Raw genomic sequence first — 12098 nt, forward strand, 5'->3', positions numbered from 1 at the left:
AACAATGCGAGCCACCACAAGGCAACACTGAACCATCGCGGGTTCCGACGGCATCCGCGTCTTTCTCTGTACTTCACGCCCACTTCAGGCTTCTAACTGAGCGAGCTTGCCACTAAACTTTGATAGTTTCAGGCGCATTACCGCTCAACCAAGGAGCAATCTCACTAACTTTTGACCTGAGCCGCTCAAATCGAATCGATTGATCCCAAACGTACGCAGCGATCCGGCCAATTAACGCACCGCACAAAAATGAGTTAATGACCTGCTGAAGCCCGTCACGATCGGAGAACAGAACCCATCCACACCAGAGGCCTGCAACCAGACATGTAACTCCGATGATGCTCGCAGCCTGGGCCTCACTTATTCTCCGAGAGCGTAACCTCAAACGCCCCTGAGAATCCTGGTCAAACAATTGAACTCGACGAGCCAAGCTTAGCTCACCCTCAGTGAGCTGACGAGTTCTCTTCAACCAATCAAAAAACGCCTCTTTCTCCTCTCTTCCGGGGCTAAGCCGATGCAGTGCGCCCTTCACATCGACAGACTCGTTGATCTGCTCCGCTGATTCTTGAGGACAAGCAAGCAGCTCTCGCCTCAAGTCACCGATCGTATCGCGGTTGGCGGCACCGCCCATCTCGCTCGCCGAAACTCTCGCGATCGCCTCAAGTGCTTGCCGAACAGCGCGCTCATCATCGTTGTGGCTATCGCTCACCTCCCCCTCCCGCAGCCGAAAGCAGTTCAGAGATATTTAACCCACTGCCATTACGCGAACTCGTCGTGAGATGCGCACGCATCACATCAAACAGCACATACCGCGCCTCAGCAGAAAGACTGCCATTGCATCGGGCTCGGACGTACTCCTCTATCAAAGCGAAGACCTCCTGCTCGATATGTTTCTGCTCCGGCAACGGCAAGCCGACGCCTTTCCTTCCAAGTAGAACAAAACCGACATCGACCCCGACAGCGGCCAACGCTGCCAAATAACTGAGCTTTGGCTCTCTAGCTTCTGACTCATACTGGCCCTGCGCAAGCCTCTGAACACCAGCCAAAGCGGCAAACTCAGCTTGATTGAGCCCTAGACGACGCCGCTCTTGCCGCAGCCGGTCACCAAGACCTGAAAAAACGGCATGACTGTCTGCCATCTCAAGCCTCAACAATAATGTACACAAAAAAATACATACCTGCTAGAGTGCATTCAATATCATTCATCGCACTGGCTATGCAGCATTCGACTAGGACACTCCGCGAAGCTCGAGACATCATTCTCGACACAGGAGTCTCGATCGCTGAGTGGGCCCGCATAAATGGATTCTCCGGAGGGCTTGTCTACCAAGTCCTAGACGGAAAGCGCAAGTGCTTACGCGGCCAGAGCCACAAAATTGCCGTTGCTTTGGGCGTCAAGGCCGGGCGCAGCATGAATGCAGAGAAGCTCACTCAGCTACTAGCAAGCTCCGCCCCCGAACATCCTGAAAGGAATTCAACCATGTAAACAAAAAGCCGAACTCACCAAGAAGGCTCGCCCGGCTCCGTCCGCTTGCGCAGAGATTACTACTAAGTTCGCGCTTAAAGTATCTCCAAGCAGAGCGGCGAAGTCAAGTCTTGACTGAAAAATCAGCCACTCCACACCACAATGCATCATTTTGGATGCATTGTGGCGGTGAGTATCGCATGCTCAAGAGAACTCATCATGCCCCTGCCAACCGGCCCTCGCAAAAGAGCGAAGACAGCTCCACCGTCCCCACCCGGCCCAGCCCGCAAACTTGTCGAAGTATCGCCTCACCGCACCACAGGCGGAGCCTACATCGAAGGACTTACCCCCTGGCACGCCGAGCACGAGTCCTACCTCGAAAAACACACCATCGCAGCGCTTTCCCTCTGTCACGACATAACAGAAATAAAATCACAGGGAATCGAGCATCACTACCAGACCTCCAACGGAGAAAATCGTCGGTACACCCCAGACTTTGTAGTCACACAAGTGGCCGAAGCTCGACCCGTCAATATTGAAGTCAAGGCGCTTCCATCACTTTCTCACGAAGAGGCTGTTTCAAAATATCAAGAAATTGCTAAATACTTTCGCTCAAAGAATGAAATATTTATCTTTATCACAGACGTTCAACTATTTGAAGAGCCTCGATTTAAAAACGTAAAACTGCTCTATCGGTACGTGACCAGTCACATCCCTGAGCACATTTTATTGAATGCCACTACCGCGCTCTCCTCTGGCCCAATGAAAATCTCAGAGATTCTAAAAAACACCAATTTAGAGCTCGTCGACATTTACACCCTTATTGCAAAAAGAAAAATTTGCTTCGAGTGGAGCGCTCCACTTGGCAGCAATACTCCAATCAGTCTTCCAAGCCAGCCATTTGAGGGACTTACGCTTGAAACAATCATCAATTCAAGTCGATACAGTCGTCTACTGGCGGAATTGGCTATGGGTCGTCACCCGACGGATAAACAGCTCTTGGCGAATGCAAAGGCTCTGCGATTGCGTCGTTCAAACGCTGGACCACAAAACTATGTCGGCGGAGATATTAAACAACCGCCTCTTCGTGATCGCAGAGAAGAGGAACTTCCCCGCGGAACAGCTTGGGACAGCAGGGATCGCACGCCTGGCCTCCACATTCTCTCAATTATCAAACGGTAGGGAGAAATCGACATGGGAACCTTTTTTCTCGAGACCGGATTAATAATCCAACGAGAAGGAGTAACCCTCGAGTATGTAAGCCGTCACGGGAACGATATATATTTCGAGGAGCCAACCTCAGGACAACGTATAACTATATCCGAACCCGTCTTTTGGGGTGAGTTCAATACACAGCGACTAACAATCCTAAATGCATTTTCGTCACCCAAAGTCCTAAAGACACCGACGGAACCAGCTTCAACGCAAATTCGTGACTTATCAAGCCTCCCGGAAAAGTACCAACAAGACGTAGATCGAAAGGTTACCTACATAAGCAATCTAAAAAAAGCGGGGATCACAAGAGGTCAAAGGAAACTTATCATCGAAGAGTCCGCAAAAATAGCGGCAAAAATAAATGATCCCAAAGGAGCCCCAGGCGCCTCTACGATTCAATATTGGTGGAAGAATTTAGAAACCAATCAAGGCGAAGTCTATGTTCTTATCAATGGGCACAGCGAAAAAACAAAAAAGAAAACGATTGACAACGACAGCGAAGAATTTCTACAGCGCCAAATTGATGAAAAGTACGCGCTAGATACTCGCCCCACCGCAAGCGGAGCATATCTTGCCTACAGAAATGAACTCAAAAACGAAAACCTACGGAGAGAGAAAAGCGGCCTTCCGCTTCTCCGTAGAGTATCTCAAAGGTCATTCTACGCGCGAATAGAAGCGCGCCCAAAAAAAGAATTGATGGTTGCTCGCTTTGGACGCGAAGCCGCGCGCCATCACTTCAAAATGATCAAAGGCCACTTACCATGCGACTACCCGCTTGACTACGCCGAGATCGACCACACACCATTAAATCTTTATGTAATAGACGACGAATCATATCTCCCACTAGGTCGACCATGGCTTACGGCGATTAAAGACCGTCGATCAGGAATGCTTTTGGGATTTTACGTATCATTCACCCCTACTGGACTGAGCTCCATATTCGGCGCCTTAAAACACTCGCTAGTATCGCACCATCTTGCGTACGAACAATGGCCTGATATAGAAAATCCATGGGCTTCATTCGGACGAGCTCATTATTACGAGTCGGACCGTGGCGCCGACTTCAAATCTCAGCGTTACAGGACAGCCATCGTATCAATTGGATCAATGTATGAATACTGCGAACGGCGCACTCCGTGGCTAAAAGGATCAATTGAAAGATTCTTCCTGACCCTTGAACAAACATTTTTCGAGTCAATCCCTGGACGAACGTTCTCCAACCTGAGCCAACGCGCAGGTTACAACCCATCCGAGCAAGCAGTTATCCGGTTTACGACGCTTATATACCTCCTACACAAATGGGCAGCAGACTTTCACAACGTTTTCCCAAACGCACGAAACCAAGCAAGGCCTATCGACATATGGATGGACGAAATTTCGTTGGCGCCGCCACCATATCCGAACTCACCGGATGCACTAAACATCATTCTCGGCGAACACAACACAGGCACTCTTTCCCAAGAGGGGTTGAGATACAAATGGATAACCTATGCCAGCGACGAGCTTAGCCAGCTGATGAATGAAATTGGGAAAGGCATAAAATTATCGTTTGCAGTCCAAATTGAAGACCTCGGACATATTTATGCACTAAGCCCGATAACAAATAGATACTTTCTAGTCCCATCGACCCGACCCGACTACAGTTGCGGGCTAAGCGTGTTTCAACACCTGTATCTAAGACGACAGCGCGGCCTACGCCTTGACGCTTCGAACGCTATTGACACGCTTGTCGAAACACGTGCCTCCATTCAAAAAACAATTCGGCAGGAGCTGGATCTAGGTAAAACTGCGGTCAAATCAAAACTCGCGAGAATGGCTAACATTAACTCCAACGCTGCACTAGAAGGCAAACCACAGGCAGTTGGCGATCCGTTTAGGGGTCAAAGCGTATCTTCTGAAACCGTCCCAAACGAAAAGCAAACTGTAGCCCCTTGCACCAGCGTACCGCGACCTTCATGGGGCGCGTAACAGATCACTCCTCGAGCAATGGATTCAAATTCTCATGACATCCAATATTATCGAACCACCCACAACAAACTCAACCTTCAACGAAGACTCCCAAGAATCTCTTTTCGAGCCAAAAATAGATTTAACACCGACTCCAGCCCCCTCTGCGAAACTGACACAACTCACCGCTGTTCACGATACGCCAGAAGGGCGAGCGCAATTTGTAATTGACCTCATAATTTTCACCGCTCCAGTTAAACAAGCGCTGGACTCTATCGATGCTTTAATGCATCGCTCACGAACCATCTCAGCGCCTGGCGGAGCAATCCTCCTAGGGGATGGAGGCACGGGAAAAACATTTATTAGCAATCGACTGCTCAGACGCTACCCTCCTCAGCATGGTCGGCTAACATCTTTTGTGCCAGCCGTAGCGATTACCCTCGAAAATGCACCCAAGGTAGAAGATGTAAAATCGGCCATTCTCAGTAGCTTAGGACAAAAAATCACCACAAGAAAGCTAACTACAGCAGAACGCTCTGACGATGTGATACGTGCTCTTCGGGCCTGCAATACGTGCTGTCTTTTAATCGACGAAGCTCATCACCTTCAACTGACATCTGGCCGCCGGCAGAACAAGGACAGACTAGCGGGCTTAGTCGGCGACTATTTGAAAACCCTATACGACCGAACCCGCATCGCATTCATATTCTTCGGCAAGCCGAGTTTAGGTGATTTATTCGAAGACGACGAGCAGCTGGCATCACGATGGCCAGGCAGGATCGAACTTGAACCATACAAAATGGATGAGCACTGGACTGCGCTACTTTCGGTACTGGACGAAGCCTTGCCGATGGCAGAGAAAGCAGGCTTAGACAGTAACGGCTATCCATCAGCAATTTATGGATTTACCCAGGGCAACTTCCGTCGATTGAAACATTTTCTCAGTGAAGCCGTCAGGCAGGCCGCGATGGACAGCAGCTCCGCAATTCAGCCTACCCATCTACAGCAAGCCTATTATTTATTAGGCTACCCAAGCCCAAATCCGTTTAACGACTTAGCTGCCTGATTATGTTATTCACCCGAATCGTACCCCGCATCGGCGAATCACTTACGGGCTATCTGATTCGCAGCGCCGCCGCAAATCACGAATGCGGACCGAGCAGCATTCTGCAAGAGCTGTTTGGCTCAGCGGAATCCCCCAGCCTTGATGAGGCGGAGAGCCTTGCATTGCACTGCCGATGCAAAATCGACGAGATAACAAAACTCATCGGATTTTGTCGTAGAACGACATATGGCCGCCAGTGGTATGTTAACGGAGACTGGGTGACAAAAGAATACTTTGTTTCGCCCAGATCGCCAGCCGTCTGCGCAAGATGCCTTTCCGAGGAGCCATTTATTCAGGGCTCCTGGGATTTTACGTTAAACGTGGCATGCCCACTCCACGAATGCAAGCTGGTACAACAGTGCCCAGCCTGTAGGCGAAAAATTCCATGGAATCGAAATTCAGTTTATAGATGTCTTTGTGGCTTCGATCTTCGCGATATTTCTCAACCCGAAGCGACATCCGCTGAAATTTATGTAAGCCGGCTCATAGTTTCAAAAATGGGCTTCCCTGTTCAACTCGCCCCTCTTGATGCACACTCATATTCCTTTTCCAGCCACCTCAGCACACTAACGCTAGATAGCCTATTGAAATCAATTTGGTTTCTAGGGCATATTCTCCCCACACTGAGAGTACAAAAAACAGTTCACGGCAGAAAAAAGCCGAATCGTGCGGAGGCGACAACAATCGTCACAAACGCAATTTCCTGCTTAACATCGTGGCCTTCGGCGTATTTTGAAACATTACAAGAGATACAGTCGCAAACAAAGAACATCACATCCGCCGCACGGATCGATCGAACATTTACTTCTGCCTATCGATACTTGAGCTCCGAACTAAGCAGCAAGGAAACAGCGTTCCTCCGGATCGCTTTCGAGCAACATATCAGGCACACCTGGACGCATTACACTCAAACCTCACGACTCAGAGCGTTTTTCAGGCAGTATGAATTCGATTTCAATTGACCTAAATCGTTTGAACGAAAAGACCCGCAGCAACGCACCACAGTCACCCGCTACTCTCAACAGATTATTTGGAAGCCCCCCTCCAATACAAAATGAATCATTTAGCGGCTGGCTATTTCGCGTAGCAGGTCACCATAGAATAAGATTAGACACGCTCTCAAGATTGCTTTGCATCAAATATCCGAGTAATACCTATGACTTCACCAGACGACTGACACCTGAATCGACAGATAGGATTGCGGCTGTTCTTAGGCTAGATCCAAATAATGTTGCGCAAACCACCCAACTCTGGGCTCCTCATTTAAGTAAATCAGAATATAAAGCATTAACTTTTGACTTGCGTACACTTACGCCCATATACAAAATATGCATTCAATGCCTAAAATCTGATGACATTCCATTTATCAGGCGCTCGTGGCGATTTTCACACAGCTTGGTTTGTGAGTACCACAAAACCCCCCTAATCAGCACCTGTCGCGTATGCAAGGCTCCCTTCGATTTCACTCACAACAATCCAAGGTGGAGAACAGACGATCAACGATCAGTCGTTGCTCGATACTGCCCATTATGCAGCAGCAACATTTTGTACAATCCAAAGAAGAAAATTGTTCTTGACGAGGCAAACTGGAAATTTTTACTTAATTTCCAGAAAAGGCTGGATCCATTCATAAGAAGCGGTATGTTTCGCCACCCCGAATTTGGAACAGTATCTGCGTACATCTATCTTCAAACCTTTTACTCGACAAATAAAATAGAAATCGGAAACCAAACTCAAGAGTGCCTTGCTGAAATCGACTACAGGCGATGTTTCGGACCGCATGCGGAATCCATCGTAACCTCACTCTTCGGACAAAAGCATTTCGATCTCATGAACACCACTTCACGCGACATATACGAAGTTAAGAGGACGTAACCGCTGAGAAGTTCATGCTGAAACGACCAGCGGATCGACCAAGTGTCAAAGAAGTCTTAGCTAGGCGCCCGGGTAGGTTTGAAGCCATTCACGCAATGAGAATCATTAGATGCCCCAGGTGTAGCTGCCGCGTTCGACGACGTCCAACCCACCCCGAACTCGGAGATCCGAACAGGGCTACGCAAAAATATAAATTTATGTCAAAAACAAAAAGCGAGCGGATCAATGAGATTCAGGCGGAACTCTCTGAAGCCTACGGGCTGCTCCGAGAATTCTGGGACACCATCGAAAATTCGATGGAGGGCGACCACCCAGCTAAGGAGCGTCTGGAGGAGTGGTTGTCCCGTTTCGAAGCGACCTCTGCTCTCCGAAGCGAGTAAGGATCTAGACCGTCCTAAATGGCGAACCTATCAAGCCCGAAACCTCTTTGTGTGGACTGATTGACCTCTGTCTCTTCATTGGAAGCGAGAGACAAGGCAAGCTTGGAGGAGGCTACGGGAGCAACAGAATGTGAACACTGACCTGCAGCGCATTCGCGAGACGCTCGATGTTGTCGAGCGAGATGTTGCGCACTTTGCGCTCAACGTGTGCGACGAAAGTGCGATGTAGCCCGGCCTCCAGAGCAAGATCCTCCTGAGACCAGCCTTTCTCCCTGCGCAGGCGAACGATATTCATGGCAAGAAGCTCTCGCGCTGTCAGAGAGTTGGAACGAAGCGACGTATGGCTGAGAGACATCGTTTGAGTGTCCCGAAGCCGAGCTTTTAAGTCAGCCGCGTTTACGTCACAATGCTGATGTTTCCATAATTCAGTTCGGGCTAAGCGGGCTCTGAAACTACTTTGACTAGCCAAATGGCTGACCGTCCGTCATCGCCGAAGACATAGAATCGTATGTTTATTACTGATGTAACTGCGCACCATCCCTTCATGTCTAAACTTGCAGGCAAGGGAAAGGACGTGTGGAGAGCGGTGACACTCTCCACACCGAACGAGTGGTTTTACGTAAGCTACTCAATCTCTACACCTAGCGGTGACCTGCACGAGACGGTGCTCATCACACATCCCGCTCGCGAGCTGATGTCAGTTCTGGACGGTGAGAGTGATGGGGTGTCGATCATAGGCGTCCAACTTGTTAGCCCACCTTTCCTGAACGGCACTAGACGTTGGAAAATGGAACCGCTGGTCAGGCTTTGGATGAAACACTCCGATCCACTTGCTCAGGTCTATGAGGTCGAGGGGGGAAGCCGGTATTGCACAGCTTACGGAGCCTGGGACATCTCCGAGTACGCGCTCTACAAGGAATTCCCACTCACCAGCTAGTCTTTTTGCGAGGCTGAAAAGTGTGTAGCGGTCAAGTATCCACACCGGAACGGAGATGGTGATGGAAGTCACTTGAATCACGCTGATGCGCGGCGATCCGCATCTGGTTGCGGAGGTCGCGTGTAGCGCAATCGCTTTCAGCAGCGTCAGCGTCGTGGCCAGCGTATTGCTCTTGCGCCGCTGGCGAGAGACATCGGCGGCGCAGCTACTCATCTCTCCTGCCGCCACTCTGGTTGAGGCTAGGCAGGGCTCCCGCATCCATGCATCACGGATTGATGTCTTTGTTACAGCACCAGTTGCGGGCCCCTACAAAACAAAGAGTTGCGAAGTTGTGGGGGCTGCGAGATGGCCAGAAAGCGATGTCATCAGCGCAGCGGCAGGAGCCCTGTGCAACCAGGACCGCGGATGCTGATTCTTGGCCCTCTTGGCTATAGAACCTGAAAGAGCCCAATTGCCGCTATGACGCAGCCGAGCCAGAACGCGGTATGTTCAATGTGGCAACAAAGAGGGGAAGGTATCCATTGCAATGACCATGGTCCGAGACGGCTCTTTACGAAATCGTCCCAGTTTTTGTGGGCAGGGACGCTGCTTGCAATCAACCCACCTGCTGCCCCTGCGATCAGAAAGAGTGCGATGCTTACTTTGATGTAGGGAATCATCCCTGCATACGCCTGCTTTAGCTGATCGTTCGCGAAGATTCCGATGATTCCAGCGATCAGTGTGGTGTACATGCCGATGTGAAATTTCGTGTAGTCGAAAAGTGCTTTGAGTTGATCGTCCATCCCCCAATCTCCCTCTCTGCTGCAAGTTTCCACCAGTTCATTATTGGTGCAAAAAATTCATTTAGCAAGATTTTGGGAGTATTATCAGAGCTGCTGATCGCCCAACCGTGAGATTGCTGTTGGCACAAATCGAGTTGCCGATGCGTAGAGAACCCACACACGGCACCACACGCTCGCCAACCGCTTCATGTTGGCATGCTGGAGCGTGCCTGGCCTTACCAGGGCCGGCGCCTCAACTTGATCGCCTTCATCTTCTCCCAAGCCCCAGAGCCAAACTCAAGAAGTCTCGCTAAACACTTCTCGGGCCTCGCTTCCGCCACCGCTCTTGCCCAACGCACTTCCAATGCATAGCACAGGACAAAGGACTATCGTACACTTCCACGTTGATTAACCTCTTCAGCACCGATAGCGGTTGCCCCTGGATAACGACAACGAAAGGAGATGCGGGCGTAGGGACGGGAGTTCACCGTCCGCTCGATTCCTACTCGTCCAGTTGGCCTAGATTGCCCGCGAAACCCGATGACTACGTCCCCTGCCCTTGTCCATCGCGAATGGCCCCCCTTGCTACGCGACTTTCTACGAGCTCATCCGGCTTTTCAGCCTGACTTGAGTCAGGACCTGATGGTTGGTCTGGCAGCGCCCGCCAGTGCCGCGCGCTGGCTCCTGCAAGCTCACCCAGAGCTACTCGATGGCGAGACCTTAACGTTACTCATCCCCGGCGCCGGCATCGTCGAGTGCACCGACGAAGGCCGTTGGTTCGCGTTCCTGCCTTGGCTTCTGGGGCGTCCGAATCTTCGTACGGAGGTCTTCTTGGTAGGGGATCCACTGGTCGTGAATCGCCTGTCAAGCCGTGATGCCTATTGCAGGGGCGTTTCTTCCCTGGCGCGATGCCCTCCGCCCCATGTCTTCTCCGGCACGCTCCACCAATGGAGTGCGGCTCATCTGGACGTGAAGGTGGACGCCTGCGTACTGTTCTCCCCGAACTTCTCAGCACATTACAAGACCTGGTTTGCCCCAGGAGAGCTGGGAGAGCTTCTGGCAAGCGTACCTGTTGGGTTGTTCGCTCGCTCCCAGATGGAAGCCCTCCAAGACCAGCAGACCCTGAAGCTCCTGGGCTTTGAGTTTTCTACCCAAGAAAAACCGGAGAACCCCTGGTGGCTCTGTTTCGGGTATGACGAGGAATTTGATACTAGACCGGATGAACGGGACTGCTTCGCCCAGTACGGCTGGACTCTTCGTGACGTTGTCGCGCCTGTAGCCGTTGCATTGGACAACCCCGCGCTCGCTGAACTCCTCGACCTACAGCGAGACCTTGAGCCTGACCTGAAGGCGCAAGGTCCCGAAATCGTGATGAGCAAACTTAGCTGTGGGTGCCCCCTCGGCCCGAGCAGCGAGCATCCCGATGACTGGCTCTATGTCCTACCGAACAATTTTGGTGTGCTTCGGGCGGAAGGGCTCATCGTAACGCTCACTCCTGAAGGACTGGTCGTCCCTTTCAAGCCCCCAGTTCATGTTCCCTCGACCTTCCTGGACTCACGCCCCCCTGAGAGTGACCCAATGGGCTGCGTGTTCTGGGCCTTGCGCCTCTATCGCAACGAGGTTGCGCCGCTTTTCGAGGCTACCGAGTATGAAAAAGACTGGCCGGAAACGGGTGCCCAGCTCGTCGAGTGGCTAAAACGCTCCATTGGGAAGTCCTGGGCGGACTACCTGAGGGAGGGAATGCGGCATAGCGGTATGCCTCGCAGTCCCACCTACCCCAAGTGGTGGACGCTGTTGGAATCCCTTGGATGGGCCCTCTCTCCCAGTGAGAAAGCGCATACCCGGTATAACGAAGCGTTCTACGCTTGCAGTAAAGAGGTCTTCTACGGCGACATCCCAGTCGTGTGCCTGCCCTACGTCCACCTACCTGATGAACAAGACGACTACGATGCCCTTGAAGACCTGGACGAGCTTGCGGACTACCATCCTGAAGTGGTCCTCGTCCTATACAGCGGCATCCCCTTCATCGAGAAAGACGGACACGCGTACTGCCTTGGTGGCATGCTGTTTTGGCGAGATGCATGGCATCCGTTCGCGATAAACAAGGACATGACTTCGCCTGACAAGATTATCGAGCAAGTGAAAAGCGGCTTCACGTTTGAAGCACCGACTCCGCAGTACGCAGCGGACCCGATGAGCCTAGCCATCCCGTTCAACCGCATGTGCCATGACCGAGACCCATACAAAGATTGCGTGATGATAGAACTGAAATCTGGTAACTGGACCATCTCGATTCCTGGCTAGCCGAGTTCTCAGGCATTTAGCTGTGGTGGCCTGAGTCAGAAATTTTTCACTGCAGATCTGGGGAACTGATCCTGGAGTCCTTGTTGCCCTGCCTTCCAGCATGCTCTTG

Annotated in this window: 12 protein-coding genes; 7 read left to right on the forward strand and 5 right to left on the reverse strand. The window is 51.2% G+C overall.

Annotated elements, in window-relative coordinates:
• Window positions 1–112: 112 nt before the first annotated feature.
• Together Q0672_RS22950 and Q0672_RS22955 are read right to left on the reverse strand one after the other, a co-directional pair.
• On the reverse strand, window positions 113–709 hold the full coding sequence (locus Q0672_RS22950; RefSeq protein WP_298626486.1) for a hypothetical protein: 597 nt from the start codon (window positions 707–709) through the stop codon (window positions 113–115).
• On the reverse strand, window positions 699–1139 hold the full coding sequence (locus tag Q0672_RS22955) for a helix-turn-helix transcriptional regulator (protein ID WP_298626488.1): 441 nt from the start codon (window positions 1137–1139) through the stop codon (window positions 699–701). Before Q0672_RS22955 ends, Q0672_RS22950 begins: the two co-directional genes overlap by 11 nt.
• 77 nt (window positions 1140–1216) lie before the next feature.
• Between Q0672_RS22955 and Q0672_RS23570 the strand changes: the two genes are divergently transcribed.
• From Q0672_RS23570 to Q0672_RS23580, 6 genes are all read left to right on the forward strand, one after another.
• Entirely contained in the window at window positions 1217–1486 is a 270-nt protein-coding gene (locus Q0672_RS23570) for a DNA-binding protein (protein ID WP_367180000.1), read from the forward strand.
• A gap of 198 nt (window positions 1487–1684) precedes the next feature.
• Window positions 1685–2647, forward strand: coding sequence for a TnsA endonuclease N-terminal domain-containing protein (locus Q0672_RS22960; RefSeq protein WP_298626489.1), 963 nt, complete (start codon window positions 1685–1687; stop codon window positions 2645–2647).
• A 12-nt stretch (window positions 2648–2659) separates the two neighbouring features.
• A complete protein-coding gene (locus Q0672_RS22965; protein ID WP_298626491.1) occupies window positions 2660–4648 on the forward strand; it encodes a hypothetical protein in 1989 nt (662 codons plus the stop codon).
• 34 nt (window positions 4649–4682) lie between these two features.
• Window positions 4683–5693, forward strand: coding sequence for a TniB family NTP-binding protein (locus Q0672_RS22970; protein WP_298626494.1), 1011 nt, complete (start codon window positions 4683–4685; stop codon window positions 5691–5693).
• 2 nt (window positions 5694–5695) lie between these two features.
• Entirely contained in the window at window positions 5696–6694 is a 999-nt protein-coding gene (locus Q0672_RS23575) for a TniQ family protein (protein WP_367179996.1), read from the forward strand.
• Window positions 6675–7607: a TniQ family protein gene (locus tag Q0672_RS23580; RefSeq protein WP_367179997.1), complete on the forward strand. Its 933-nt coding sequence runs from the start codon at window positions 6675–6677 to the stop codon at window positions 7605–7607. The genes Q0672_RS23575 and Q0672_RS23580 overlap by 20 nt, the downstream gene beginning before the upstream one ends.
• Before the next feature lie 492 nt (window positions 7608–8099).
• On the opposite strand, the gene Q0672_RS22975 is transcribed toward Q0672_RS23580, so the two are convergent.
• The 3 genes from Q0672_RS22975 to Q0672_RS22985 all read right to left on the reverse strand — a co-directional run bounded on the left by Q0672_RS22975 (window position 8100) and on the right by Q0672_RS22985 (window position 9706).
• A complete protein-coding gene (locus Q0672_RS22975) occupies window positions 8100–8282 on the reverse strand; it encodes a helix-turn-helix domain-containing protein (RefSeq protein WP_367179998.1) in 183 nt (60 codons plus the stop codon).
• Between the two features lie 402 nt (window positions 8283–8684).
• Entirely contained in the window at window positions 8685–9137 is a 453-nt protein-coding gene (locus Q0672_RS22980) for a hypothetical protein (RefSeq protein ID WP_298626500.1), read from the reverse strand.
• Between the two features lie 215 nt (window positions 9138–9352).
• Window positions 9353–9706: a hypothetical protein gene (locus Q0672_RS22985; protein WP_298626503.1), complete on the reverse strand. Its 354-nt coding sequence runs from the start codon at window positions 9704–9706 to the stop codon at window positions 9353–9355.
• 606 nt (window positions 9707–10312) lie between these two features.
• On the opposite strand from Q0672_RS22985, the gene Q0672_RS22990 reads away from it, so the two are divergent.
• Window positions 10313–11989: a hypothetical protein gene (locus Q0672_RS22990; protein WP_298626506.1), complete on the forward strand. Its 1677-nt coding sequence runs from the start codon at window positions 10313–10315 to the stop codon at window positions 11987–11989.
• The last annotated feature ends 109 nt before the right edge of the window (window positions 11990–12098 follow it).

The sequence above is a fragment of the uncultured Zoogloea sp. genome (assembly GCF_937894855.1).
In the GTDB taxonomy this organism is placed as follows: Bacteria; Pseudomonadota; Gammaproteobacteria; order Burkholderiales; family Rhodocyclaceae; genus Zoogloea; species Zoogloea oryzae.

Excerpts from the sequence above, each read along its gene's own strand:
- Q0672_RS22955 (WP_298626488.1), bottom strand. The coding sequence starts at position 1,139 with ATGGCAGACAGTCATGCCGTTTTTTCAGGTCTTGGTGACCGGCTGCGG.
- Q0672_RS23570 (WP_367180000.1), top strand. The coding sequence starts at position 1,217 with ATGCAGCATTCGACTAGGACACTCCGCGAAGCTCGAGACATCATTCTC.
- Q0672_RS22960 (WP_298626489.1), top strand. The coding sequence starts at position 1,685 with ATGCCCCTGCCAACCGGCCCTCGCAAAAGAGCGAAGACAGCTCCACCG.
- Q0672_RS22965 (WP_298626491.1), top strand. The coding sequence starts at position 2,660 with ATGGGAACCTTTTTTCTCGAGACCGGATTAATAATCCAACGAGAAGGA.
- Q0672_RS22970 (WP_298626494.1), top strand. The coding sequence starts at position 4,683 with ATGACATCCAATATTATCGAACCACCCACAACAAACTCAACCTTCAAC.
- Q0672_RS23575 (WP_367179996.1), top strand. The coding sequence starts at position 5,696 with ATGTTATTCACCCGAATCGTACCCCGCATCGGCGAATCACTTACGGGC.
- Q0672_RS23580 (WP_367179997.1), top strand. The coding sequence starts at position 6,675 with ATGAATTCGATTTCAATTGACCTAAATCGTTTGAACGAAAAGACCCGC.
- Q0672_RS22975 (WP_367179998.1), bottom strand. The coding sequence starts at position 8,282 with ATGAATATCGTTCGCCTGCGCAGGGAGAAAGGCTGGTCTCAGGAGGAT.
- Q0672_RS22980 (WP_298626500.1), bottom strand. The coding sequence starts at position 9,137 with ATGAGTAGCTGCGCCGCCGATGTCTCTCGCCAGCGGCGCAAGAGCAAT.
- Q0672_RS22985 (WP_298626503.1), bottom strand. The coding sequence starts at position 9,706 with ATGGACGATCAACTCAAAGCACTTTTCGACTACACGAAATTTCACATC.